Raw genomic sequence first — 25,761 nt, 5'->3', positions numbered from 1 at the left:
CTAAGCTTGTCCGACTACAAATCCATATTCGTTCGCTACGCTCAACTAGATGGATTTGTGGCCGTCGTCCTACGCAAAGCAATTGAAGCAATTTGTCTCAATGCGCTTCTTTTGGAACATATCTTTTCTCACTAAACAGTTTTCTCCGAATGCTGCGCTCGTGAATAACAATTTTCTCACTTATTGATCTAAATAAACATATTTTCTCCTCACTAATTAGCTTTGTCAAAATATTTTATCAGTATATATACACCGAGTAAATTTCGCAGGAAAAACGAGATGATTTAGCGTTGTACAGAATTTTTTGGAGTGAGGTGTGCAAATGCGCACTCCGCAGCGACAAAAAAATTCAAAACTAGCAAAAGAGCTCAACTTAATGCGAAATAAGCGAGCATTGCCGTGAATGGAACGAGCTCAAGGGCGCATTTTATTAAGAAATTTTATTTGCGATCGAGTTCTTTTTCATATTGTACAATAAACGCTATATTCTGCGCCTCAGTACTCGACAAAAACGCACTATTGTAATGCTCATCGGGCTTGTACCACGACTTTCTTTTGAAGTAATCAGCGAATTCCTTTGTCTTAAATTCATAGCCGTGGCGCGCAAGTATCTCTGCCTTAATGAGTCTGATCTCGTTACGCGACAGTGCCTTCAAGAGCTTCAGTGGTATCAGTTTGGCATCGCCAGCGAAAAGGTATTCGTCTTCGAAGACTTTTTTGTACGACTTGGCAAAGTTCTTGTCAAGTTTCTCCTTCGGTTCAAGCGGCATAAAATACTCTGCTTGCGCCTTAATAAAACTTGCGTCGTCTATCTTCATCTTGAACTTGTCATCTGCCTTATTAAACTTCTCAAGGTCGAGTGTAGTCTCTTTGCAGATCTCTTCATAAGTCCTTGCGTCCTCACTCGCTTCCTTTATATATACATGGCTTGTTGTGTATCTATACAAAAAGTAAAACGCGACAAGTAAAGCTACGGCTACTGCGCTTAGTATACATGCGTAGACCTTACTCATATCTCTTTGACCCTCGCCTCTACCTTCAAAATTTATGTAAACACTAGTGTTTCTTCTAACTCTCATTTCATCACCTATGATAATTATAACACTTAGAGAGTATCATTTCAATAGTGAATGGGTATCTATGTAGTGAGAATATATATGGAGATGATATTATGAAATACAAAACTATATACCTAGCAGGCGGCTGCTTCTGGGGTATGGAAGGCTACTTTAAAAGAGTGAATGGCATTGTAGATACTACTGTCGGCTATGCCAATGGTATAGGCGCTGACACTGACTACCAAAGGGTTAAGGAGACTGATCACGCGGAGACCATAAAACTAGTCTACGACAAGAGTGTGATAAGTCTTGAAGAGATACTTCTTCGCTACTTCAAGGTCATAGACCCAAAGAGTGTTAACAAGCAAGGCGGCGACAGAGGTAGACAGTACAGAACCGGCATTTACTACAGTGACGCTGCTGATAAAGAGGCCATATACAAGGTGTATAGCTATGAGGAGGCGCTTCATGGCGAGCTAGCTGTTGAAGTGAGCGCTCTTAAGAACTTTGTCAATGCTGAGGACTACCACCAAGACTACTTGGATAAAAACCCTGGCGGCTACTGCCACATCAACCTAGCTGAGGCGGATGAGCCACTGTTTGAGAGTGAGTATAAGGAAGTCAGCGATGAGAAAGCCAAGGAGCTACTTGACGAGCTGAGCTACCGCGTGATGAGAAAGGAAGGCACTGAGCATCCACACTCCTCCGAGCTAAATGATGAGTGGAGAAGTGGCATCTATGTAGATAAATTAACTGGCGAGCCTCTCTTTACATCGGATGAAAAGTTCGATGCAGGCTGCGGCTGGCCAAGCTTTGCAAGAGCGATTAAGAGTGACAGCCTTGCATATAGAGAGGACGACTCGTATGGCATGAAGCGCGTTGAAGTTAAAAGTCTTCATGGCAAGAACCACCTAGGTCATGTCTTTAATGATGGCCCTAGTGATAAAGGCGGCCTTAGATATTGCATAGACGGAGCTGCACTACGCTTCGTTCCACTTGAAAAGATGGCAGAGGAAGGCTACGCTGACTACATCATCTTTTTAAAGGATGGAAAAGATAAGCTTATAGAGCATACCGAGCTAAGTAAAGACGAAAAAGAAGCTCCAGCTAAAGGCATCACTAGTGATTGAATAGTAATAATTATCCTTATAATAATAGTAGCAAGGGTAATTTGGAAAAAATTTAAAAAGTAAGGTGTAAAACGAAAACAGCTATGAAAAATCATAGCTGTTTTTTTGACATGATCTCACTTTAGTGCTAATATTATTATAAGAGGTGATATATATGGAAGGCTTCTACCCCATATACATGTACACGCCTATGCCTGAGATGCACAACCTTATGGTGCCACTAACAAGTGGCTGTTCCTACCACAAGTGCCTCTACTGCGACCTTAACTTCAGGCAAAAGTTTCACGTGTTTAAGCTCGAAGACATAGAAGACTACCTTAAGAGCGAAAAAAGTAAATATACTAAGATGAAGCGCAGCCCTAAGAAGTTCACTCTGCTTGAGGGCAATCCTTTGTGCGTGAAGACTTCATACCTTGAGAGCGTCTTCAAACTCATAGGAAGGTACTTCGATGTGGACTACATATCGATGTTTGCGCGCGCAAGTGATGTACTTCGTAAGAGCGATGAGGAGCTACTGCGCCTTAAGAGCCTTGGCCTCGATAGGCTGTGCTTAGGACTTGAGAGCGGCTCGGATGATGTACTTAGCTTTCACAATAAAGGTCACACAGCTCGAGATAGTGTGAGAGCCTGCAAGAAGCTTGAGAGACTCGGCATAAAATACTCAGTCTACATCATGCTCGGCCTCGGTGGCAAGGATATGACAAAGGTGCATAGAGAAGAAACTGCAAAGCTACTAAACAAGATAAAGCCATTCGAAGTAGTCTTTGTAACTACGGTTATATTTAAGAGAGCGCCTCTAAAAGACTATGTGCGTGAGAAGAAGTTTAGAAGACTTTCGATAAAGGAAGTTTTAAATGAAGAGATCTACATACTTGAGCACATAGACATGGATGCAGTGATCAAGGCGACACACAAGACCAATCCTTTGCCAGTACTCGCGAAGTTCCCTGAGGGCAAAGAGGCGATGCTAGAGAAGCTTAGGGAGTATAGAGATGCGGGTAGTGAGAAGGACTTGCGTAGGAACGAGATGAAGAAGTGGCAAGTGTGGAGCAAAGAATAAAATTTCGCGTTCAATCTAGCTCTACAAAACTTGGAGAATGTGCTATAATATATATGCTATTATTGTAATTAATGTAATTATTATAAATAATTTTTAATGGAGGCGAGCAATCGCAATATCAACTTTTGCAGAGCGAATGGATGGATGGGGCGAAGTGGAGCTTAGCGGCAAGCGGAGTGTACAAACGGTACTCGAGCATTGCCGAAAAGCGAACGAGCGCTAGGCGCCATTCGAATGCGAAAGTGTTAACTTATGAATAATTTTTAACGGAGGTAACTACTATATGATATTTTTTGACTTAGACGACACAGTCTTAGAAACTGCCAAGATAAACACTCTAATATTTGAACGTGCACAGATGGATTTGCACATAGACATGGATCCAAATGAGTTCATGGGCAGGCTTAGAACTGCTCTACGCTCGCGCATGATTAGACACATGGACTTTGCCTACAACGAAACTATCGGCATAGACCCTCTTGACTACTTACTTATGGAGGAGCCATACGAGGAAGAAAGACTTGAGCTGTTCAAGGACGGTGTATATAATGACGTCAAGGACATACTAGGAGGCGCTACTAAGGAAGAATTTCTTCAAGCCTTCCTAAAGAGACGCTTCGACTACACTGAAGCAATTGATGGCATGCTTGAGCTTATAAAGGAGCTTAAGGATGCTGGAGAGAAGCTTGGTGTGATTACTGACGGCATCAGTGAGGTGCAGCACAGAAAGGCGCACACTCTTGGCCTTGATAAGCTCGTTGACTACGTCTTTGCTTCAGGAGACTTCGGTTATGGCAAGCCTGACACAAAGTTCTTCTTCGGTGCGATGAAGGCGGCAGGCGTTAGACCAAGTGAGTGCATCATGGTCGGCAACAACATTGACTCGGACGTCTTCGGTGCTCTTGCAAGTGGCATGAAGGCTGTCTTCTTCGGTGCAAAGCCAAGTAAGTACTACGTAAACTATGCCCCTGATGCAAAGGCGCTTAGAGAAGTCTTAAAGAAGGCACTTGACTAATGGGTCTAGGTACACTAATTAACTGCTTGGCCATCATAGTAGCGGGCATACTAGGAAGGCTAACAGCTAAGGTCTTCAAGCCAAAGGTGCAGAGAGCTCTCGTGCTATCATCTGGTGTGAGCATCTTCTTCATAGGACTTGCTGGCACTATGCAAGGCATGCTAAGTATATCGGGTAGCACGCTTAAGAGCGGCAGAGCCATGCTTGTGGTGGTCTCTCTTGCTATAGGCGCGCTTATAGGTGAGAGCATAGGTATCGAGGAAGGCTTTGAAAACTTTGGTGCCTACCTTAAGAGAAAGACTAAAAGCGACTCGGATCAAGGCTTTATCGCTGCTTTCGTAACGACATCTCTTACTGTTTCCATCGGCGCCATGGCCATAGTCGGATCTATGCAAGAAGGCATAACTGGTGACTACCAAACTCTTGCTTTGAAGGCTGTTTTGGACTTCATCGTTGTCTTCGTGATGGCCGCGTCCATGGGTAAAGGAGCGACATTCTCTTTCGTGCCTGTCTTTATCTTGCAGATGAGCATAACGTATCTTTCTAAGCTCATCGCGCCATATGTAACAGATCTTGCGATAGACTACTTGTCGCTTGTGGGCTCTGTACTAATCGCGTGCATAGGCATAAACCTACTCTTTGATAAGAGAGTCAGCGTTGCCAATATGCTTCCCGCACTTGTAGTTGCTATGGCGGCAGCATATTTGCCAGTGGCTTTTTAAAATATTTATATTAATATTGACAAGTTGTACAAAAGGAGGCTCTTATGAAAAACATTTCTGTTTATCCATGTGTAGTAAGGTATGAAGACGAAACTTACTATGCTAATTTTCCTGATTTTGACGCTTGCTTTACTGATGCGGACAATTTGGAAGAATTATTTGTATACACAAGTGAAGTTTTGAATGCATGCATCAATGTTCTTTTTGATAATGATATGAAAGTTCCTTTGCCTAGTGAAGCAAAGGACATAAAATTAAAGAGAGGCGAGTTTTTGATTTTAGTAAAGGCAGAGCTAAGTAGCAATACTATGGAGAACATATATATAAGAAGTGATGAAAGATATTACAAGGAGCTTCTTGATAGAGCTTCGGATATTAAAAACAATGCAGATATAATTAAGGCGAGGATTTAGTCCTCGCCTTTTCTATATACAAAGTCCATCTACTTAATCTTTTCTATCGTGCGTCCAAAGTCTCTCGCTACGTAGATACTCGTTTCGCCACTTTCTTCGCTTACTATGAATGGAAACTCGGCTATGTTTGATGCGGCTCCCCACGCGCCACTCTTTTCTACTGCGATGACTGAGAAGTCGCGCGGCTCTTCGCCCTTCGCCCTAAGCTTTGCGTCTAAATCCATGACTGCCTTTATCGCGGCGTCTTGCGCGCTTAGTCCTTCTGACATTAGTGAGACGACCCTATAAGATAGTGTGCCTTTAATTATGTCTTCTCCGACGCCTGTTGCGGCTGCGGCTCCTATGTCGCTGTCGGCATATAGACCCGGTCCCACTAGTGGCGAGTCGCCCACGCGTCCCACCTTCTTCATAAAGAGACCCGATGTCGATGTCCCCGCAATGACTCTACCTTCTTCAGCTATAAGGCCGCATACAGTGTCGTGACCCTTGTAGACCTTTGGATCCTTCGCCCTCTCTTCAACCCAGCGTCTCTTCGCTTCTTCTGTAAGCATCTCTTCCTCTTTAAAGCCCATGGCGATGGCGTGCTTAAGAGCTCCTTCGCCGACTAAAAAGTTGTTGTAGCTTCTATCCATAAGCGTGCGTGCAACTGATACAGCGCTCCTTATATTTCTAAGGCCAGCAACGGCACCGAAGTGCAGGTTGTCCCCGTTCATCATGGCTGCGTCGCACTCGACTATGCCTTCCTCGTTCGGTAGTCCCGAGTAGCCTACCGAGTGAAAATTCTCGTTTAGCTCCACATCTTTTATAAGCGTAATCAAGGCCTCTTCCAAAGTCTTGCCCTCTAAAAGTGCCTTACGTGCGAGCAAAGTGCCTTCGTATGCCATCTTCCAAGTTGCTATTATACTCATAATTCCTCCTAAAAATCGCTAAAATTAGTCTTGCGCAGTACCTTCTTCTCCTTCATCTCGACGACTCCCTTGCTAATGACTGTGTCAATCATGTCATCATCATCAAGTGCCATGATGTCGAGTGAGAGTCCCTCTTTGATCTCGCCTGTTATCTTATCTATCTCGAGTGCCTTTGCGACATTGGTAGATGCAAGCTTAATCATGTCTTCAAGGCTATAACCATACTTATCTCTAAGCTCTTTTATAGTCTCAAAAAGTGCCCCTATCTTCGCCGCGCCTATACCCAAGAGCTCCTTATCCTCTGACCAGATAGGCACTGAGCCGTTCGAGTCAGATGATAGCGTGATTTTATCAAATGGCGCCTTCTTTAGCGCGTAGTCGATTGCGTCAAGGCCGCTGCCTGCGGTGAAGTCTGCGTATCCACCCATGTGCATAAACTCAATCGCATCCTCTACTACGTTCTTGCAATGTGTCGGTCTAAAGACTTTGATCGGTATCTCGTGCTTTTCAAGGACGTGGAAGACTTTCGAAAGGCCTTCCTTACCCATTCCTCCTGTATGCATATGCAGCTCCCCTACCTTGCCTGCGAAGAGACCACCTATGTAGCACTCACTTGCGAGCCTTGCAAGTTCATCTTCAGTGATGTAGCTTGACCTGTGATCTGAGATTGCAAGCTTGCATCCTATGATCTCAGCTATATATGTGATGTCCTTCTTCACCGAGCCTGTTATGGTTTTGGATGGATACTCGTAGGCACCTGTGAGTGCATAGCTCCTTATGTTGTATTCATTCAGTGCCTTGACCTTAGAGACAAGGTTCTCCACAGAGCGAGTCACGCTGTCTGTGCCAAGTAGTCCCACAAGAGTCGTTACCCCTGACATGATTATATCACCATACTTTATCTCAGGCACTCTCGATGTCGGACCCATCTCTCCGCCGCCGCCTGTCACATGGACGTGGCCATCGATAAGGCTTGGGTAGACCCTCCTTCCTTCTAAGTCAATCTCGTCTATAGCATAAGCGTTGTGGGTATTCTTACCAAGCTTAGTGATGCGTCCGTCTAAGGATAAAATATCGATAACTTCGCCATTCACCTTCGCGTTTTTAACAAGTAACATAGTCTCACCTCTTAGTTAAATCATAGCACAAATGCATGAGTAGGGCAATAGTTTTGGGTATAATCATCTTAGGTGATATTATGAAAAAAACAAATGCGATGCGCCTACTCGATGCAGCGGGCGTGAAATATGAAGAGTTTGAATACGATACCAAGGGCGGCATTAGCGGCGTGGACGTTGCCAAGACTTTGAATGAAGACGTGAGCATGGTCTACAAGACTCTAGTTACCGAGTCGAACAAAGGTGAGCACTTCGTCTTCATAGTTCCCGTGGCTATGGAGCTAGACCTTAAGAAAGCTGCGAAGGCCTCTCAGGCGAAGAAGGTCGACATGCTTAAGCAAAAGGATCTACTTCCACTAACAGGCTACGTGCATGGCGGCTGCTCACCCATCGGCATGAAGACGCGCCTTAAGACCTTTATCGATATATCAGCTATGGACAAGGAATATATTTTTGTAAGCGGTGGCAAGGTCGGTTTGCAAATCAAAGTAAGTCCCTCTGATCTAGTGAAGCTTACGGATGCGAGCGCCATTGACATAGTAAAGTAGCCTATGTTACAATTAAGATAATACATGAGAGGTGATTAAATGAACGAGAAATTTTCCCTAGTGGAGAGTGGATTTATAGACGAGATAAGCTCTGCTTATAAAATTTTTACGCACAAGAAGACTAAGGCTAAGGTCATAAAGTTTGAGAACGACGACGACAACAAAGCCTTTATGATAGGTTTTAGAACTATACCTGAGAATTCGAAGGGCATCATGCACATCATTGAGCACGCGGTTCTATCTGGCTCGAAGAAGTACACAACGAAGGAGCCGTTTATGGATCTTGCGAAGTCATCACTTGCGACTTTCCTAAACGCGATGACCTTCCAAAACATGACTGTCTACCCGATATCATCAAGAAACGCGAAGGACTTCTACAACCTTATGGACGTCTACCTAGATGCTGTCTTCAATCCGAGACTATTAACAGACAAGAGAGTCTTCCTTCAAGAAGGCACTAGACGCGAAATTTTTAATAAAGATGAAGAAATTAAGTACCAAGGCGTTGTATATAACGAGATGAAGGGAGCTATGTCTTCCTCAGAAGAGTTCATCTACCAAGCTATGCAAGAGGAGCTATATCCAGACTCCTACTGCGCGTACAACTCAGGCGGCGATCCGTATGAGATCATAAAGCTTTCATACGATGAGCTTCTTGACTACTACAAAAGGCACTACCACCCATCGAACTCATACATCGTGCTTTATGGTGATGGCGATGTGGACGCAGAGCTAGCGCACTTAGACGAATTTTTATCCGCCTACGAGTACAAGGACATTGCGAATAATATTGGCATGAAGCTAGTTAAGCCTAAGAAGTGTGTCTTTGAGCGCGCCTACCCAAATGACGTCTCAGACAAGCACAACTACGCCTACGCCTTCATTACAGGCGCTATCGACAATACGCGTGATAGCATAATGACAGAGTTTTTGAGTAAGTACCTTAGCTACTTCTCCAACTCCCCTCTTAAGAAAAAGATCCAAGAGATGGGCATAGCTTCTGACCTTTTGAGCTACTCCAACTATGGCTATGGTAATGGCAATTACACAGACCTTAGCCTTATACTAAAGGATGCCGAGCCAGGTACGCTTGAGGAGTTTAAAAAGGCTGCCCATGATGAGATTGATGCCATCAAGTCTGGCCGCATCAACAAGGACATATATGAGTCGGTTCTAAACCTTATGGACTTCACACTTAAGGAGTTCGCAAACACTGCTACTAAGGGCATAGCTCTTGCGCTAAAGTCGGTTGCTATGTGGCTATTTGACAAGTCACCTGCGAGCGCCTTTGCCTTCAACGAGACACTTGATGAGCTTAAGAAGGATGAAAGCGCCTTTATAAACTTTGTAAATGCCGCTCATAAGGATGTCAAGATGCTGGACTTCTACCCTGTGAAGGACTTCTACAAGGAAAGAGACGAAGAAGAGAGGGACGCGCTTAATAAGTACAAGGCTTCACTCACTCCAGAAGAGCTTGATGCACTGATTAAGGAGAATGAAGACCTTAAGGCTATGCAAGAAGAGCCTGACACAAAGGAAGCGATTGCGTCAATACCCGCTCTTAAGCTAGAGGACTTGCCGCGTGATATAGAAAAGCTGCCACTTGAGAAGGTGCAAGACTTTATATACTACTCCAAAGAAGACAGCAAGATCTGCTACCTAAACCTATTCTTCGATATCTCGCACATAGCCGAGGAAGACTACGTCAAGGTCGCAAACCTTGTTGATCTCTTAGCAGACATCAAGACAACGAAGTCATCTAGAGAAAAACTTGAGACAGACATATTCAAAACTACCGGCTCGATAAATTTCGCTTCAAGCGTAGTGAAGAATTATAAGAGCGGTAAGCTTACGCCATTCGTTCAATGCAGCGCAAAGTTTACTAAAGACAAGGCAGCTGATGCTATGAAACTTATAGACGAGATCATCAAGTGCTCCGACCCAAGTGATGAGAAAGTACTAAAGATGAACGTTTTGGAGAGCGTCTCAGACTTCGACAACAACGTTTTGAATATCGCCTCCAACATTGCCATGGACGTGGCGAAGGCGCAAACACTTGAGAAAGAAAGGCTTACACTTAAGCTCCATGGTATAGAAAAGTTCATACACGTAAAGAAGCTCAAAGCTAATTTCGATGAACTTAAGGATGAGGAGATCCGTGACTACCAAAGACTACTTAAGACTATGTTTAGGAAGGAAGGCTTCACTTCTCACTACTCATACGAAGAGAGGATAGATGAGCTTGACAAGGCAGTAGCCGCACTTGAAGCCTCACTTGAGAGCATCCCAGCTGCTGCTGTGTGCACAGAGCATAAGAGGGATAAGAAGAACACAAAGCTAGTTGTGTCGTCCAAAGTCTACTTCAACGCTGTAGCAACAGATGTAGACGAGGACAATAGTGGCGACGTCGAAGTGCTAAGACAGATAGTCTCAAACGACTACCTTCACACAGAGATACGTGCCAAGGGCGGTGCCTACGGCGATGGACTAAATGCCGGCATAGATTACCTTGCAGAGTTTACATTTAGAGATCCAAACCTTGCAAGAAGCCTTGAAGTGATGAGAAAGTCCGCAGACTTCTTGAAGAGCTTCGAGCTTGATAAAGATGAGCTTGAAAGAAGAAAGATTGCCTCGACACTTAAGTACAATAAGGCATATGGCAAGGGACAAAAAGGTAAGCTTGCCTTCGTGAGAATGCTGCAAGGAATGAGTGAAGAAGACGACCTAAAGGCATATAGAGAGATCTTGGATACAGATTTGAACGTATTAAAAGAAAAGTATGTGGATAAATTGCATAGATTAGAAGATGCAAGCTTTGCAGTTATAGGTCCTGATGGGGATGATGGGATTGAGTACGACGAAGTTATAGATATAAGATAGGCTTTCTTGATTATACTAAAGTATCAAGGTTCTCGTTTATTTGGACGAGGTTCTTCAAATGCGCCCTTACACTCATTCGCTTCTCAGCAATGCTCGAGTACATTTGTACACTCCGCTTGCCTTGAAGCTCCATTTCGTGTAATCATCGCATTTTATCTAAGAAATCTGATTTTTCGTTCGATTTGCCCTCTTGACTAGTTTAGAACTCTTTAGCGAGAAAAGTGCTTTTAACGAGCACGGTCTATAGTAAGATAAAAATTTTGTTTTCTCTATCAAATAAGAGAAAAGTGTTATTAACGAAGTGACGCATCTGAACAAATTGTGAAATTTATTAGCGAAGAGAGCTGGCCGCAAAACCATCTAGCTGAGCGTAGCGAACGAATATGGTTTTGCAAGCGATCGAGCTTTTAGAAATTTCCAATTTGAGAAGCCTAAGTCACGAGTAATACACTTTTCGATTACTAATACAATTTATGTAGGCGCAGCATGCGAGAGAAAGCAATTTTCGATGTCTGGCTCCAATCTCATCAAAATCTGGTTTTGTTTATTTCAATTTCACATAAACATCTTGACAAATAGTTATACATAGTATAAACTATACTTGAGGTGATATTATGAACATTACCATAAAAAAGTGGGGCAACTCCCAAGGCATTATACTGCCAAAGCTAGTTCTATCGGCTCTAGGTATCAATGTTGATGACGAGCTTAAGCTTGATGTCGAAGATGACAAGATCATATTGTCAAAGGCAGTTGAGCTTGATGACTTTTCGGATTTAATCTTGGAAGATCTAATTAATAATGGCTATGAAGGTGAAGAACTCTTGAATGAATTTAAAAGAGTTAAAAAGAACATGCCAAAGGCCGTGAAGAAATTAAAGCGTGATGTTTTAAACGAGTACAAAAGTGGCGAAACCGTAGATTATTAAATATAACATATAATATAAAAAGGCTGTGAGATTAATCTCACAGCCTTTTGCATTTTATCAAGAAATTACTCATATCGTTCTCTATTTTCTTTACTCAGCTTCTTATAAAATACAAATGCAAAGACTAGGGTCAGTGCTTCTGATACGCTCGAAGCAAACCATATTAGCGTTGGCTCGATCATTGTCAAGACAAAGAGTGCGAGGTAGATCATCACGAAGCTTCTCAAGACATTGATCACAACCGAGTACTTCGGCTTCAAGGACGAAACGCAGACTGCGGCTATCAAGACGTTGAAGCCTGTGATCATAAATGAGACCGAGAACTTTCTTAGTGAAAGTATCGAGTAGAGCATAGTCTCTTCGTCTACATCTAAAAATATATTGAAGATCTCTCTTGCTAAAACTTGCGAAGCGAGCAAAAAGACCGTTCCCGTTATAAGTATCGCAAAGCTTGCGTAACGGAAGAGCTTCTTGAGTGTATCGTAGTCCCTCTTACCATAATAATAGCTCAAAAGTGGCTGCGTGCCCTGCGTGATACCTGCAAAGCATGTGAGCGCAAGGTTATTGACATAGCTTACGACAGAGAAAGTCGCGATGGACTTCTCACCAAGGAAACGAATTATGAATATGTTGTAGAACAAAACTATCATCGCGATGCCGACCTCTGAAACGAAGTCGCCAACACCCAAGGAGAATATGGACTTAAGAGTGTCAAATGAGAACTTGACCTCGACAAACTCCAGGTTCGACTTGCCAAGCGTGAAGTGGATAAGGTAGACCACGGTCGAGATGACCTGCGAGATACCTGTTGCGACCGCCGCGCCCTCTAGGCCCTTGCCCATGAGTCCGACGAAGACATAGTCCAAGATGACATTGCTTAGTCCGCAAGTGATAACGGTTGCGACCGCAAGACGCGGAAAACCATCGACCTTGACCAAGACCTCGAAGTTATACGAAATCATTAAGAATGGCACAAAGTAGACTATGTAGCCAATGTACTTTAGGACAAGCGGCTTTAGGTCCTCAGTTGCACCCAAAAGTGTCGCTATCCTATCTAAATTGAAATAAAAAATAAGAGTCAATAAGACCGATAGCACTGCCACGGTTAATATGTTGAAGCTAAAGATCTTGTTTGCCTTCATGTAGTTTTTTCTGCCGATAAAGACGCCGCACATCGTTTGAGAGCCGACCGCTGCAATTATACCAAGCGCAAAAACTATATTGATAAATGGCGTTGAAATATTAACTGCACTAAGTGCCTCGACACCGACGTACTTGCTCACGAAGAAGCCATCAACCATTGAGTATAAACTAAATATGATCATGGCAGAGAGCGACGGTATTATATAGGAGAAAAACTTTTTCTTGATGCTTGTAGTGGTAATAGTAAAACCTCCCTTAACTGTTATTATACCACAATAAACTTTTATAAGCAAGAACGCGGCATTGATGTATGACATAAAAAAAGACAAGCACATAGTACTTGTCTTTTAGGATTTTTCCTATATACTCCATAGAATCGCTTCATAGTTTTGCAGAGCAAACGAGATGATTGGACGATGTGGACTGACGAGGCAAGCGGAGTGTACAAATGTACTCGAGCATTGCCGAGGAGGGAACGAGTTCAAGGGCTCGTTTGAATGCAAAAGAATAAAAAAGGAAGGTCAATAGACCTTCCTTAACTAACTAATATTCAATTCCTTCTTCAAACCCTCAGTCAAAACTCTTGAGATGATAATTAATTGAAGAACTTAGGACTATAAGTCCTACCGTAAGTTTAAGCAAATCGACGTTCACTTCGTTCCGTCTCTTTGTAAACTCTGGCATAAGGCATGCATAGCCAATCGAACATCGCTAGCACTCGTTCTCTTGGTGCATGGACTTAAAAACCTTTGCGCTATACACAGCCTAAATGAAAATTGCATATTCAGGTGGATTGTTAATGCTACAAACTGGAAGTTGTCTATCTTAAATCTAGATACATTATGTCGAAATCTATATATGAATCTACAATTTTAAAATAAGCTGAAAAAGTTCCAATTTATAAATCATACACGGCTACAATTTCATTGCCACACATTTCTCCATTCTCGGAAAAGCCATACTTTAAGTATATTGCTCTTGCTCTAGTGTTTTCTGGTTCATACGACAACCATACCTTTCTTGCCTCACCAAATGGGAATGTACGTATCAAATCGATTGCGGCATCAATCGTCTGCTTTCCCATACCTCGTCCCTGATATTTCCTATCAATCATTAGTCTCCAGAGGCAGTAGTTTTCTTTGATTAAAGGACTTTCTTCTTCATTGCCAACGGTTCCTTTTCCGATCATAACAAATCCAATCAGGGTGTTATCATCATATACTGCAAGCGGCAACGCATTATTGCCTTCATTTCTTGTTGAATATGCTTCCGCCAAGCTCTGTATGTTATCAGCAACAAAATCTTTTTGCTCTTCATATGGCTCTAATGCACAAACTTTCCAAATATTTTTATTCGTAATTTCATCAAATCTAATCATTTTTATCATCCTCCACAACTTCTAATTTGTTTATCTAATAAAATACTAAATGTTATTATTACTTTCCTTCTAATCTTTTAATGCCACTATCACCAAGTTTTTCAAGTGACATTAATTGTGTTCTAGCAAGTTTTCTAAGTTCCATCATTCTTTCTTTTTGCTCCATACCTTTTCCAATAAGAATCGCATTATAGCTTTCCATATTGGCAAGTACAAGTAACTCATTCAGACTTGCATAGTCTCTCATATTACCTTTTAACTCAGGATTTTCTTCACGCCACTGTTTAGCTCTTTTGTTAAATAAAGCAACATTTAGCATGTCTGCTTCACTTGCATATTTATAAGACAACTGTTCGTTGGTAAGATCTTTTAAGAGATATTCTTTGATTGCGTCTGTATGAATTTTGTAGTTAATCTTAGAGATTTCACGATTAAGGTTCCAACCCAGTGACAATTTTGAATTTTCATCTGATTTAAGTCTCTTATAATCTTGAATAATGTAAAGCTTAAATTCTGGTGAAATCCATGAAGCAAATTCCATCGCAAGATCATAATGCGCATAGGTTCCACCATATCTCCCAGACTTCGATATTATACCAATAGCATTTGTAGAATCAATCCATTTTTGTGGTGTCATAGTGAATCTATTAAGTCCTGCCTCATTTCTAAACGTGTCGAATTGCACACGGTTAAAATCTGGATTATTCAAAACTTCCCATAAACCTATATATTCCAAAGTATTTCTGTTTCTCATCCAGTTTTGTATAACAAATCTAGGATCATCATTATTTTTATATCTAGCAATATCCGTTAGACTTATATAATCGTTTTGAAAGTCTTCAGTATAAATTTGAATAGCAAAGCCTTTTGCTTCAATCGTCTCTTTTTTCACCTTAGACATATGAGTTCCTCCTTTATGCTGATATACTGTTTACAAGATTTATTTTCATAAAACCTTTGCGCTATGATGGATTGCGCGAAATGGAGCTTCGAGGCAAGCGGAATGTATAGTCATACCTGAGCATTGCCGAGAAGCGAATGAGCGCAAGGCGCAAATTGAAGAACCTCACCCATTTACAAAGCTTCGCTTTGAATGGGTCCCGAGAACCTTGGTGCTTCGCACAAACACAATTTCACAAAGCAAACGAGATGATTGGACGATGTGGACTGACGAGGCAAGCGGAATGTATAGTCATACCTGAGCATTGCCGAGGAGGGAACGAGTTCAAGGGCGCATTGAATTAGGGATTTTATAAAAGCTAGTTCTTAAAGTCTTTAGGTGGCAAGAGGAAAGGCTATGAGTTTGAACTCTCATAGCCTTTTTACATATTCATGAAACTCAAAGTTCTAAATAATTCTATAGATTACATTTGTTTATACTAAATTGATAAGCAAAATTTGCAATAGACTTTGAAAAATAACAAAAAATAATATATAATGTTTTCAATATTAATTCTAGTATAACCCACCCCATTAAAATCACTGTCATTTCTTATTTCAGATATTCAAAGACTATACTACTTGGTACTGAAAGTAATGTATTTATCCTTTTATCAAAATTTGTATCTGCGTACATATTATAGAATTTTATAACCTATCTATTTAATTTTTGTATATTACCACTCAAGTCTGGAGTTCAATTTGTTTCTCTATTACATAAAAATACCTCTTCAAAAATGTTCTAAACTTTATGATGGCGCTATCACGATTTTCATTACTGATGTCATATAATCTCCACATAGATATATTTTTATATCTTCAAGAGTACTTAATTTTATTCAGCAGTATAAACTAGTGTTTTTGCATTTGTTAATTTTGTGTTGAAGTTGTTTCCAACTTTAAATGTTTTGTTATTTATAAAATATAAAATACCATTAATTTTATCTATATATTTAGTAATAATTGAGTTATAGCAATTTTTTATAGTATTTGCATAATAAGTACTTTATAATTTGTAGCATTTAATTAAGGCATTTTCAATTCCATAGTAGAACTATCTAGAAATTTATAAACTTCAAGTTCAATATTGCCATATAATATTACTGTTATTCCTTTTCTCGTTAGTGATTGATATAAAAACATCTCATAAGAAGTTAGGAAAAATGTTACTAACATTATGCTACATTATTTTCTAGAATATTTTTTGAATAACAACTATCATTTATGATATAATAAATATATATTATTATTTTATTTTGGAGGTTAATGATGGATGTTAAGCAATTTGAGATGTTAATGAAAAATGACATCGAAACTATTTTCAATTCTATACTCAAAAAGCACAATTATTTATTAAATATTAGTGCAAGATCTAGGAGTGGTGCAGAAATAAGTGATTATTTAGAAGATAGTTTTGTTGAATTTTTAAAACAAAATTCACATGAAAGAATATATGATCCGAAAGGATCTCCTAAGGGTTCTACCAAAAATCCATATGATATTTGTTTTAATTACAAATGTGAAGATTTCAATTTTGATGATCTTATCTGGGGAGATATTAAAGCTACTAAAAAAAATTATGACGATAGCAATCCTGATATGGGAACGCCAGAAAAGATAATTAATTTTATCTTAGATGGTCATTTTTATTTATTATATGTATTTTTTGAATATGAGTCTACAAGCGATGATAAAACAAAATTTATATCTTTTGCTAATGGTAAATATGTGAAATGTCAATTTTTAAAAGACATTAATCACACAGTTAGAATCAACCCTAAACCTCAATTTCAGGTTAATATTAAAGAACCAGAGGAATATAGATCAAGAGAAGAATTTCTAGAGCTGTTTTATATAAAATATAAAGAATCAATTGAAAGAAATATTTCAAAACAATTAAGGAAAAGGGATGAATTAGATTCTAGGTTTAATGAACTTAGATCAAAGCTTAAACAATATCAAAAATAGTCTTATTTTAAAAACCGTCAATTATAATAATTAGACGGTTTTTAAAAATTGTGCAATATAATTAATTTCAATTTCGCTTATATTATATATTTGATATACCAAATTATTTAATCTCTTATTAAAATTTGTATCTGTTGGATTATCTAACAATTGATCAACCAAATAAATCATGTCTTCTTTGTACATTGAATTATAACTTATACATATTTTTTTTAAATCAGAAATTTTTATTTGGGGTGTTTTGCCTCTTTCTATTCGTATTATTTTATGGATTAAGCAAAAAAATGTGATTAAATCCGAATTTAAAATGCCACAAGTGTATTTAAGAAGTTCTTTATCTTTAGCTGTATTTTTTTTATTAGTCAAAATATATAAACTATTATTAGCAGCATATGGGTCCTCTGTATATGATGCTATTATTTTAGTTGCACTTTGTCTTATAAAAACTTTAGGGGATAGATATGCTTCCTTGTCGCCTAAAGTAATTCTTTTTTTGTTTTTTACACCTTTAGCTTGAAGTTCTTTTTTGAAATCATTAGAAATTTTTAGTTGTAATTCATAGTCATATTTAATAAATTTTGTATTTGTTAACTCGCCAAATCTCTTATCTAATCCTTTTGCACCTTCTAAATATGGAAATATTTCATTATTTGTATCACTATCTTTTTTTACTATAAAATCATTCGTTCTACCAGTTAATGCGCAGCAGGTCCTTAGTCCTTTTTTAGGAAAATAATAATCTAATTTTCTAAATTTAGTTACTTTTTCTGTTATAGACTTTTCATATTTATTTAAAGGCACTAATATTTTATATTCATTATCCTCGTTATTCCAGTAACTTTGATCTATTTTTTCATTTATTTTTCTTTCAAAATCAATATATTGTGTTATTGAATTTTGTTTTTTTGAATTAGAAACATCTAAAATAATTTGTCCACTAGCTACATCGTCAAATGACATTATTCCTTTTATAATTCTATTGATTTTATAATTTTGAATCAAATGCTTTCTAATATCATTATATGCTGTCTCGAAAAAAGCAATATCCAAAATATAAATTAATCTACCATCTTCAATTAATGACTTTAATCCATTCTCAATAAAAAACATAGATGTATTAAATTTATTGTTTCCTTTTTTATTAACTACAAAATCAAAAGTGTTAAAATATAATCTTTTTGATTCAGTCATATTTCGACTTCTCTTCCCATACATTGTTACAAAAGGAGGGTTGCCAATTATGACAGAATATTTCTTTCTAATTTCATCTTTATCAATAAAGTCATATTTTTCAAGTCCTAGTTTATTAATTTTGTAGGTAGGATCCTTATTAGTGGCATCAACAATTAATGGCATAAGACTTGCGAGAACATTTAGCTCTGAAATTTGAATAGCAATTTCATCAATATCATTCCCATTAACATTGTTTATTATATACTCAATTATTTCTTTTGAATCTAACCCATCATTTTTTAAGGTTTTAATTATTTTATTAATAATAATTGCCAAAAAATTTCCTGAACCACACGAGGGTTCTAATATCTTACCGGATAATAAATCTACTTCATCAATCATAACTTTTATTAATTCTTCATCACTCGTAAAGAATCTACCATAATCTTTTTTTAGTTTTATAGGTATTGATTGCTCATAATAATTTCCTAAGAAATGCAACGCATCAATATTAAAATCAATGCTCATGTCCAAGTCAGAGCTAGTTGTTTGATATTTTAAGGGATAAACATCTAATAATGACAAATTAGAATGAATAGAATAATGGCTAAAATAGTCCATTAAATATTTCTTAGAATAATTAATAAAAGATTTTACCAAATCGTTATTATTCATTAAGTGTAACCTTCTCCTCTCCACAAAATTATGTATTATTATGTAATTAATATATTGCTCAACATTTAAAAAAAGTCAACTAAATTGTTTTTTATTTTCACTCTAATTTCCAATATATCCGATATATCACATTAAAATACTTACAAATTCTACAAAGTATCTCCATACTCACATTCTCATCTCATCCCATTTTAGCTATGGTATGAGGAGTTGTATTTATAGCTTTTTGTAAGTCTAGTTTATTCATCTTTTCATCTATTAATTTTCGCATAAATTTATCAAATGAAAATCTCTAAATCAATCAAAACTAAAGTTTCTAATTTACGTAACCATCTTACAACATTATACCACATTTTACAATTTAATCCTTATAAATTTCTAAAGACGGATATATTTCCGTCTTTTTCTAATCAAAACCACGATTTTTGTCCTAGGGCTAGTGAAGGGGAAAAAATATTTCTTCTATAGGGTTAAAATTCATAAGTTTTCTTCGCCTGTTATATAGGGAAGGAAAAATAAAACCTAACAAGACTATCAAAAATGTCTTAGGGCTAGTGAAGGAAGAAAACTAACCTTATTAATATTTAATTACTCAAGACATACAAATTTGTCTTAGGACTAGTAGATGGAGATTTCTCTTTACAGGTCTACATTGAAAGAATTGTCTTAAGTACTCAAAACTCTTCTAAGTGTCCTAAGGAATATAGAGGGATATTTCTTCTTCTAAAAAATATGAAAGGAGTAGATATGTGAATTTAGAAAATATACCAGAATATTTAAAAGAAAATACAAGCTGGTGTCTATGGAAGTATGAAATAAGAGAGGATAAGGAAACAAAGATACCTATCAATCCAATTACAGAAAGATATGCATCTGCTGATGATTCAAGAACTTTCTCATCATTTGAAAAAGCAGCTGAAAAACTTAATTCATATGATGGACTTGGAATAAGAGTTGAAAATAATCTTGTAGCTATTGATGTGGATCACTGTGTTCTTAATGATGACTTAAATCCTCTGGCAAAAGAAATAGTTAGCCACTTTCCAAAGTCATACATTGAATTTAGTCCAAGTGGCAAAGGTCTTAGAATCTTTACTTTTCTACCAAACTCTATAGCTTATGACAATAGCATATATAAGATGAAAACTAAAGAGGTTGAAGTATATGTTGCTGGCTTTACTAATCGCTTTGTAACTGTTACAGGAAATATTTTTCAAGAAGGAGATATTGTAGAAGAATCTGATGGGCTACTATGGCTTTTAGAAAAATATCTGAAAAGAGAAAAACAAATCAAGTCTAGTACACAAGATTTTAAAAGCTACTTAAGTGATGAGCAGATTTTAGAAAAAGCATCTAAGGCTAGTAATAAAGAGAAGTTTTTAAATCTATGGAGTGGAGATATTAAAAACTACCCTTCTTCAAGTGAAGCAGACTTAGCCTTAGCATCAATTCTTGCTTTTTATGCAGGTGGCAGTTTTGAGCAAGTAGATAGGCTTTTTAGAAAATCAAAACTATTTAGAGAAAAGTGGGATGAAAACAGAGGAGGAAAAACTTATGGTGAAATGACTATTGAAAAAGCTATCAATTCATTAGAAGAAACATACATGCCAATTCAAAGGACAGATCCAAATCTAGAGTTCGAGTATGGCATTGAAAAATTAAAAGAAATGGGACTACCATTATCATCTAAATACTCATGGACAGATATAGGTGCAGGAAAAATCTTTGCAGACTTTTACGAAGACTCTCTTCGATATGTTCCTGAAAGAAAGTCCTGGTATTACTATGAAAAAGGGATATGGATAGCTGATACAGGAAGCTTGAAGGCTATGAAGCTGTGTATGAAGCTTGCAAACTTTATGCACACACTTGCTCTCGAAATCGACGATGAGCATAAAAGAAAAGCCTACATTAAATTTTCAAGTAGGTGGCAAGCAAGAGGCTACAGAGTGAGCGTTTTAAAAGATGCAGAAGTTCATCATCCTTTAAACGTTTCAGACTTTGACAAAGACCCCTACCTTCTTAACTGTACGAATGGAACTTTAAATCTAAGGACAATGGAATTTTATGAGCATAGAAGTTCTGACTACTTAAGCAAGATGGCTGATGTCATCTATGACTCTAAATTAAAAAACAATAGGTGGCTTAGCTATATTGATGAAATTATGAGTGGTGATAAAGAAAAAGCTAAATTTTTACAGAAGATACTAGGTTATGGACTTACAGGCGATACAAGATATGAATGTATGGCAATTCTATATGGAATGACTACAAGAAATGGCAAAGGAACTCTTTGTGAGTCCATATTAAAAGTTCTTGGTACTTATGCCTGTGCATCAAGACCTGAGACACTAGCTCTTAAAAACAAAGTGAACAGCTCTGGACCCAGTGAAGAGATAGCGAGACTTGCTGGTGTACGCTTTGTAAATATTCCAGAGCCTGGTAAGGGACTACCCTTAAATGTCGCTCAAGTAAAAAGCCTAACTGGTAACGATACTATCAATGCGAGATTTCTTCACGAGAACTCCTTTGACTTTAAACCACAATTTAAAATCTACATCAACACCAATTACTTACCCATAGTCAATGATGTAACTGTATTCACAAGTGGAAGAATGCTCATCATTCCCTTTGACAGACATTTTACTGAAGATGAGCAAGATAAGACATTAAAGACTGAATTTGCAAAAGAAGAGGTAAGGTCTGCAATTCTTAACTGGCTTATTGAAGGCTACAAACTTTTACAAAAAGAAGGATTAACCATTCCTAATTCAGTAAAAGATGCCACATTAAAATATCAAAAAGAATCAGATAAGATAGCTATCTTTATGGAAGACTGCTTAGAAGAAGGAAGTGATTATGAAGTTAGGACTTCTGAAGTATACGAAAGATATAGGTCGTGGTCTTTAGAAAATGGCTACTACCTTGAAAGCATGAAGACCTTTAAGCAGTCTTTAGAATCTAAAGCTAGCATACTAAGAAAGAGACCTAAAGATGGAAAACACAAAACCACAGTTCTAATAGGCTATAGGTTAGTTTCAGAATTTCTATAAAACTTGTGGCAATGTGGCAGATGAAAAATTTAATTTGTAAATCTTGTATCTATATATAAAATACTTTTTTACCTGCCACACTTGCCCTCATTTAAGGAGGTGATGCTTATGAGTGTGTGTAATTATAGCTTTAAGCAAAAAATAAAATAAGGAGGAAATATAAATGCTTACAAAAGAAGATTTAGAAAGAAAGTTTACTTTAAACGACAAAATCGTGGTTACTTCCCCAAAGGGAGTATCTACAGAATTAAAAAGAGAGAAAAATTATAGGTATCTCATTAAGAAAGATGAACAAGAAGTCAAGCTTAATGATTTAAAAGACTTAGTTCTATATTGTAAAGATATGCACCTTTATAGGAACAATGAAATTGTAAGTGAAGACATGCTAAATAATGCTTTCAAGTTAAGGGATGTAATCGTTCTTCATAAGATTGACAAGACGCCTATAAAAGTTGTTAAGGAAAAAATATATAAGTACACACTGGATAATCAAGACACAGTCATACCATTCAAAGGAACAGAGAGTCTTGTAGAGTTTTTAAATCAAAATAGTTTTAAGCTATAAAGCTTTGTGGCTATGTGGCAGGTAAATATATAAGACTTAATACTTTCATTCTATATAGGAAGTTTAATTTTCATCTGCCACACTGCCCCATATACTTTTAATGAAAAATAATTTGTGACCTAGGGGGCATCTAAATCTCTAGAAAGCTTTTCACCATCAACGGTGCCGCCCTCTCGTGCACAAAAACTTAGGTTCAAAGGGGGTATTAACCCCAAATATAAAATATAAAGGAGACATGTATAATAATGAAAGAAAATTTAAAAAGAAACGAAGTATTAGCAGGTAATTCCTACAGAACTAATTTGTGGAATTATTTAAGAAAGAAAAATGAATCATCATATACAGATATTCAATCTCTTGGTCTAATCAAGGATGGTTCACCTTTTATGGATACAGAGAGTACAGAATATTTTAGAGAGAAGCTTGCAGGAAAAAGTGTACTTAGAAAACTAGCTACAATTTTTAATAATGATGTGGACTCATCTTCCATTGTAACTTTTCCAAATAAATCAATGGCTACTTGGACAAAGTCTGGAGAGCAAGACTTGTTTTCAGATGTCTTAGAGATGAAAGATGTGAGCTTAAAGCTAGAATATAACACACTTTCTAACTTAATTACAATACACGAAGATTTATTGAGCAATCAAAATACTGACATCGATAAAATAATTCTAAATACATTTGCACATAATTTTGCAAAGGCTGAAGATAAAGCTTTCCTTACTGGCTCTGGTAGTAAAGAACCTTTAGGAATATTAGTCGATGATAAGGTTAAGAACATATCAGCTACGAAAGAAGTAAAGCTTGATGATTTGAAAAGGCTATTCTTCTGTTTAGATAGTGAATATAGAGAAAATGCTAAATGGATAATGAATGATAAAACAGCTCTTTATCTTCAAAGCTTAAAAGATAGTCAAGGTAGCTTCCTGTGGAATCAATATGACGGCACTTTTATGGGGAAAGAAATTCTTATCTCTAACTTTATGCCAGATATTGATGCAGGTAAAAAACCAATAGCTTTTGGTGACTTTTCAAATTACTGGATTATTGAAAGACAAAATCCTACAATAAAAAGATTGTCGGAGATGTTTACTCTTAAACAACACCAAGGCTTTATCATACGTGAATACCTTGATGCAAAACTTATGGATAAAAATTCAGTTCTTACTTTATCTATAGAGGGATAATTACTATGCTGGATGTTAAAAAGAATGATATTAAGGCATCGGACAGCATTGAAGCATACGGCACTCTTTTTACAGTTCATTCTCTGAATAGTAAAAATGCAAAAAAGAGTGTAGATAAAATTATCAAAGACTTAATATTGAGCAATGTAGATTCTTTTAAAAAAGCGAGTTTATCTGCTTAATTAACTTGATATAGTCTGAAAAGTACGGTAATATGTAATTGCCACTTGAAGACTGTCAGAAGGGAGGAAAATATGGAACAATTAAATAGACAGTCTTCTTACTTCTCAGATAATGAAAAGATTACAGCACTATACTGTAGACTTTCGAGAGATGATGATCTTCAAGGAGAGAGTAATTCTATCATAAATCAAAAAAACATACTAAAAAAATATGCTTTAGATATGGGATTTAAAAACTTAGAATTCTTTGTAGATGATGGATATTCAGGAACAAACTTTGACAGACCTTCATGGAATAAACTAAGTGCCTTAATAAAAGATGGAAAAGTTGAAAATATCATTGTAAAAGATATGAGCAGACTTGGAAGGGATTATCTAAAGGTAGGATTCTTCACAGAAGTCCTATTCCCAGATAACGATATACGATTCATTGCTATTAACAATGGTGTGGATTCAAGTAAGCAAGTAGAAAACGATTTAACACCTTTCATTAATATCTTCAATGAGTTTTATGCTAAAGACACGAGCAAGAAGGTACAGGCTATATTCAAATCTAAAGGTCAAAGTGGAAAACCACTATCAACTAATCCACCTTATGGCTATTTAAAAGATAAAGAAGATAAAAATAAATGGGTAGTTGATGAAGATGCAGCAGAAGTTATTAAACTTATCTTTAACCTTTGTGTCAAAGGATATGGTCCAAGTCAAATTGCAAACGAATTAAAAAAGAGAAATATACCAACCCCTGCTGAACACTTTAAAACTATAGGTATAAACTATCCTGTTAGTGCTCCTAAGATTAAAGGTAACTGGAGTCCTGATACAGTCGCAATTATACTAGACAGAGAAGAATATCTAGGCAAAGTCGTAAACTTTAGAACAAAGAGAAAATCATATAAAACAAAGAAAAGTGTAGACAATCCAAGGTCTGAGTGGGCGATCTTTGATAATGTTCACGAAGCAATTATCGATGAGGAAACTTTTGATATTGTAAAAAGGATAAGAAAAGCAAGAAGAGTTCCAAATGACTTAGGTGAAATGCCAGCTCTTTCTGGTATGCTATACTGTGCAGACTGTGGAGCAAAACTTTATCAAGCAAGAGGTAAAGGCTGGTCGCATGAAAGAGAGTACTTTGTCTGCTCAACTTATAGAAAGCAAAAAGGCAAATGCACTTCACATAAAATAAAGAATATACAAGTCGAAGAAATACTACTTAAAGAAATAAGGAAAATTACAGCCTTTGCAAAAGAACATGAGGACGAGTTTGTAGATTTAGTTTTAAAGAAAAAGACTAGTGAATTAAATCAGACATTAAGGAGTCAAAGAAAAGAAATGGAAGATGCAAAAAATAGGATTTTAAAAATCGACTCTATAGTTCAAAGCCTCTATGAAGATAACTTGGCAGGTAAAATATCTGACCAGCGATTTAAAAAAAAGGCTAAAGCTTACGATGATGAAGAAAATATGCTTCAAACAAAAATTGCTGAACTTAAAGAAACCATTGCAATATCCCAGCAAGAAGAGCTTAATGTGGAGTCATTTTTAAAGATAGTAAGAAAATATACAGATATTAAAGAACTCGATCCTGAAATCATTAGAACATTTGTAGACAAGATTTATGTAGAACAATTCGAACAAATTCCAGATACAAAATTAAAAAAGCAAACCATTTGGATTTATTGGAACTTTATAGGAAAAATTGACATTTAAAAATCGG

The 25,761-nt window shown here is 37.3% G+C and carries 21 protein-coding genes; 14 read left to right on the top strand and 7 right to left on the bottom strand.

Going from position 1 to position 25,761, the window contains the following annotated elements; all coding sequences use genetic code 11:
- Positions 1 to 440: 440 nt before the first annotated feature.
- Positions 441 to 1,079 (bottom strand): YARHG domain-containing protein, encoded by a 639-nt coding sequence (locus tag KO172_RS02630; protein ID WP_215492014.1) that lies wholly within the window; start codon positions 1,077 to 1,079, stop codon positions 441 to 443.
- Between the two features lie 92 nt (positions 1,080 to 1,171).
- Between KO172_RS02630 and msrB the strand changes: the two genes are divergently transcribed.
- The 5 genes from msrB to KO172_RS02605 all read left to right on the top strand — a co-directional run bounded on the left by msrB (position 1,172) and on the right by KO172_RS02605 (position 5,398).
- Positions 1,172 to 2,188, top strand: a complete 1,017-nt coding sequence (msrB, locus tag KO172_RS02625; protein WP_215492013.1) for a peptide-methionine (R)-S-oxide reductase MsrB — start codon at positions 1,172 to 1,174, stop codon at positions 2,186 to 2,188.
- Positions 2,189 to 2,342: 154 nt separating this feature from the next.
- A complete protein-coding gene (locus KO172_RS02620; protein WP_215492012.1) occupies positions 2,343 to 3,248 on the top strand; it encodes a radical SAM protein in 906 nt (301 codons plus the stop codon).
- A gap of 283 nt (positions 3,249 to 3,531) precedes the next feature.
- Positions 3,532 to 4,263 (top strand): HAD family hydrolase, encoded by a 732-nt coding sequence (locus KO172_RS02615; RefSeq protein WP_215492011.1) that lies wholly within the window; start codon positions 3,532 to 3,534, stop codon positions 4,261 to 4,263.
- Positions 4,263 to 4,985, top strand: a complete 723-nt coding sequence (locus tag KO172_RS02610; RefSeq protein WP_215492010.1) for a DUF554 domain-containing protein — start codon at positions 4,263 to 4,265, stop codon at positions 4,983 to 4,985. The genes KO172_RS02615 and KO172_RS02610 overlap by 1 nt, the downstream gene beginning before the upstream one ends.
- A gap of 44 nt (positions 4,986 to 5,029) precedes the next feature.
- On the top strand, positions 5,030 to 5,398 hold the full coding sequence (locus tag KO172_RS02605) for a type II toxin-antitoxin system HicB family antitoxin (RefSeq protein WP_215492009.1): 369 nt from the start codon (positions 5,030 to 5,032) through the stop codon (positions 5,396 to 5,398).
- A 29-nt stretch (positions 5,399 to 5,427) separates the two neighbouring features.
- On the opposite strand, the gene KO172_RS02600 is transcribed toward KO172_RS02605, so the two are convergent.
- Positions 5,428 to 6,306, bottom strand: a complete 879-nt coding sequence (locus KO172_RS02600; RefSeq protein WP_215492008.1) for a glycosylasparaginase — start codon at positions 6,304 to 6,306, stop codon at positions 5,428 to 5,430.
- Between the two features lie 8 nt (positions 6,307 to 6,314).
- Positions 6,315 to 7,424, bottom strand: a complete 1,110-nt coding sequence (locus tag KO172_RS02595; RefSeq protein ID WP_215492007.1) for an amidohydrolase family protein — start codon at positions 7,422 to 7,424, stop codon at positions 6,315 to 6,317.
- 80 nt (positions 7,425 to 7,504) lie between these two features.
- Between KO172_RS02595 and ybaK the strand changes: the two genes are divergently transcribed.
- From ybaK to KO172_RS02580, 3 genes are all read left to right on the top strand, one after another.
- The gene (gene ybaK, locus KO172_RS02590) at positions 7,505 to 7,972 is read left to right on the top strand and encodes a Cys-tRNA(Pro) deacylase (protein WP_251320110.1); all 468 of its coding nucleotides are present in this window, start codon (positions 7,505 to 7,507) and stop codon (positions 7,970 to 7,972) included.
- A 39-nt stretch (positions 7,973 to 8,011) separates the two neighbouring features.
- Positions 8,012 to 10,852, top strand: a complete 2,841-nt coding sequence (locus KO172_RS02585; protein WP_215492006.1) for an insulinase family protein — start codon at positions 8,012 to 8,014, stop codon at positions 10,850 to 10,852.
- 614 nt (positions 10,853 to 11,466) lie between these two features.
- On the top strand, positions 11,467 to 11,781 hold the full coding sequence (locus KO172_RS02580) for an AbrB/MazE/SpoVT family DNA-binding domain-containing protein (protein WP_215492005.1): 315 nt from the start codon (positions 11,467 to 11,469) through the stop codon (positions 11,779 to 11,781).
- Between the two features lie 65 nt (positions 11,782 to 11,846).
- Here KO172_RS02580 and KO172_RS02575 read toward each other — a convergent pair whose 3' ends face one another.
- The 3 genes from KO172_RS02575 to KO172_RS02565 form a co-directional block, all read right to left on the bottom strand.
- Positions 11,847 to 13,241, bottom strand: coding sequence for an MATE family efflux transporter (locus KO172_RS02575; RefSeq protein ID WP_215492004.1), 1,395 nt, complete (start codon positions 13,239 to 13,241; stop codon positions 11,847 to 11,849).
- Between the two features lie 581 nt (positions 13,242 to 13,822).
- Entirely contained in the window at positions 13,823 to 14,302 is a 480-nt protein-coding gene (locus KO172_RS02570; RefSeq protein WP_034547755.1) for a GNAT family N-acetyltransferase, read from the bottom strand.
- 58 nt (positions 14,303 to 14,360) lie between these two features.
- The gene (locus KO172_RS02565; protein ID WP_215492003.1) at positions 14,361 to 15,203 is read right to left on the bottom strand and encodes a KilA-N domain-containing protein; all 843 of its coding nucleotides are present in this window, start codon (positions 15,201 to 15,203) and stop codon (positions 14,361 to 14,363) included.
- A gap of 1,304 nt (positions 15,204 to 16,507) precedes the next feature.
- Between KO172_RS02565 and KO172_RS02560 the strand changes: the two genes are divergently transcribed.
- Positions 16,508 to 17,209, top strand: a complete 702-nt coding sequence (locus KO172_RS02560; RefSeq protein WP_215492002.1) for a hypothetical protein — start codon at positions 16,508 to 16,510, stop codon at positions 17,207 to 17,209.
- A 30-nt stretch (positions 17,210 to 17,239) separates the two neighbouring features.
- Here KO172_RS02560 and KO172_RS02555 read toward each other — a convergent pair whose 3' ends face one another.
- The gene (locus tag KO172_RS02555) at positions 17,240 to 19,057 is read right to left on the bottom strand and encodes an Eco57I restriction-modification methylase domain-containing protein (protein ID WP_215492001.1); all 1,818 of its coding nucleotides are present in this window, start codon (positions 19,055 to 19,057) and stop codon (positions 17,240 to 17,242) included.
- A 749-nt stretch (positions 19,058 to 19,806) separates the two neighbouring features.
- On the opposite strand from KO172_RS02555, the gene KO172_RS02550 reads away from it, so the two are divergent.
- The 5 genes from KO172_RS02550 to KO172_RS02530 all read left to right on the top strand — a co-directional run bounded on the left by KO172_RS02550 (position 19,807) and on the right by KO172_RS02530 (position 25,754).
- On the top strand, positions 19,807 to 22,110 hold the full coding sequence (locus KO172_RS02550; RefSeq protein WP_215492000.1) for a phage/plasmid primase, P4 family: 2,304 nt from the start codon (positions 19,807 to 19,809) through the stop codon (positions 22,108 to 22,110).
- A gap of 163 nt (positions 22,111 to 22,273) precedes the next feature.
- The gene (locus KO172_RS02545) at positions 22,274 to 22,675 is read left to right on the top strand and encodes a hypothetical protein (RefSeq protein ID WP_215491999.1); all 402 of its coding nucleotides are present in this window, start codon (positions 22,274 to 22,276) and stop codon (positions 22,673 to 22,675) included.
- A 245-nt stretch (positions 22,676 to 22,920) separates the two neighbouring features.
- Complete coding sequence (locus KO172_RS02540) at positions 22,921 to 23,862, top strand: phage major capsid protein (protein WP_215491998.1); 942 nt, start codon at positions 22,921 to 22,923, stop codon at positions 23,860 to 23,862.
- A 5-nt stretch (positions 23,863 to 23,867) separates the two neighbouring features.
- Positions 23,868 to 24,044: a hypothetical protein gene (locus KO172_RS02535; RefSeq protein ID WP_215491997.1), complete on the top strand. Its 177-nt coding sequence runs from the start codon at positions 23,868 to 23,870 to the stop codon at positions 24,042 to 24,044.
- A gap of 72 nt (positions 24,045 to 24,116) precedes the next feature.
- Positions 24,117 to 25,754: a recombinase family protein gene (locus KO172_RS02530; protein ID WP_215491996.1), complete on the top strand. Its 1,638-nt coding sequence runs from the start codon at positions 24,117 to 24,119 to the stop codon at positions 25,752 to 25,754.
- Positions 25,755 to 25,761 lie beyond the last annotated feature (7 nt).

Origin of the sequence: Fenollaria sporofastidiosus (genome assembly GCF_943169635.2) — a bacterium.
Classification (GTDB): Bacteria; Bacillota; Clostridia; order Tissierellales; family Peptoniphilaceae; genus Fenollaria; species Fenollaria sporofastidiosus.
The sequence above is the reverse complement of the archived record's forward strand: the minus strand, read 5'-3'. Positions and strand labels throughout refer to the sequence as shown.

Bases quoted from the DNA above. Each gene is read 5' to 3' on its own strand.
- KO172_RS02535 (WP_215491997.1), top strand. From the start codon at position 23,868: ATGCTGGATGTTAAAAAGAATGATATTAAGGCATCGGACAGCATTGAA.
- KO172_RS02580 (WP_215492005.1), top strand. From the start codon at position 11,467: ATGAACATTACCATAAAAAAGTGGGGCAACTCCCAAGGCATTATACTG.
- msrB (WP_215492013.1), top strand. From the start codon at position 1,172: ATGAAATACAAAACTATATACCTAGCAGGCGGCTGCTTCTGGGGTATG.
- KO172_RS02605 (WP_215492009.1), top strand. From the start codon at position 5,030: ATGAAAAACATTTCTGTTTATCCATGTGTAGTAAGGTATGAAGACGAA.
- KO172_RS02565 (WP_215492003.1), bottom strand. From the start codon at position 15,203: ATGTCTAAGGTGAAAAAAGAGACGATTGAAGCAAAAGGCTTTGCTATT.
- KO172_RS02575 (WP_215492004.1), bottom strand. From the start codon at position 13,241: ATGTCATACATCAATGCCGCGTTCTTGCTTATAAAAGTTTATTGTGGT.
- KO172_RS02600 (WP_215492008.1), bottom strand. From the start codon at position 6,306: ATGAGTATAATAGCAACTTGGAAGATGGCATACGAAGGCACTTTGCTC.
- KO172_RS02570 (WP_034547755.1), bottom strand. From the start codon at position 14,302: ATGATTAGATTTGATGAAATTACGAATAAAAATATTTGGAAAGTTTGT.
- KO172_RS02555 (WP_215492001.1), bottom strand. From the start codon at position 19,057: ATGAATAATAACGATTTGGTAAAATCTTTTATTAATTATTCTAAGAAA.
- KO172_RS02595 (WP_215492007.1), bottom strand. From the start codon at position 7,424: ATGTTACTTGTTAAAAACGCGAAGGTGAATGGCGAAGTTATCGATATT.
- KO172_RS02615 (WP_215492011.1), top strand. From the start codon at position 3,532: ATGATATTTTTTGACTTAGACGACACAGTCTTAGAAACTGCCAAGATA.
- KO172_RS02545 (WP_215491999.1), top strand. From the start codon at position 22,274: ATGCTTACAAAAGAAGATTTAGAAAGAAAGTTTACTTTAAACGACAAA.
- KO172_RS02630 (WP_215492014.1), bottom strand. From the start codon at position 1,079: ATGAGAGTTAGAAGAAACACTAGTGTTTACATAAATTTTGAAGGTAGA.
- KO172_RS02620 (WP_215492012.1), top strand. From the start codon at position 2,343: ATGGAAGGCTTCTACCCCATATACATGTACACGCCTATGCCTGAGATG.
- KO172_RS02540 (WP_215491998.1), top strand. From the start codon at position 22,921: ATGAAAGAAAATTTAAAAAGAAACGAAGTATTAGCAGGTAATTCCTAC.
- ybaK (WP_251320110.1), top strand. From the start codon at position 7,505: ATGAAAAAAACAAATGCGATGCGCCTACTCGATGCAGCGGGCGTGAAA.
- KO172_RS02530 (WP_215491996.1), top strand. From the start codon at position 24,117: ATGGAACAATTAAATAGACAGTCTTCTTACTTCTCAGATAATGAAAAG.
- KO172_RS02585 (WP_215492006.1), top strand. From the start codon at position 8,012: ATGAACGAGAAATTTTCCCTAGTGGAGAGTGGATTTATAGACGAGATA.
- KO172_RS02560 (WP_215492002.1), top strand. From the start codon at position 16,508: ATGATGGATGTTAAGCAATTTGAGATGTTAATGAAAAATGACATCGAA.
- KO172_RS02610 (WP_215492010.1), top strand. From the start codon at position 4,263: ATGGGTCTAGGTACACTAATTAACTGCTTGGCCATCATAGTAGCGGGC.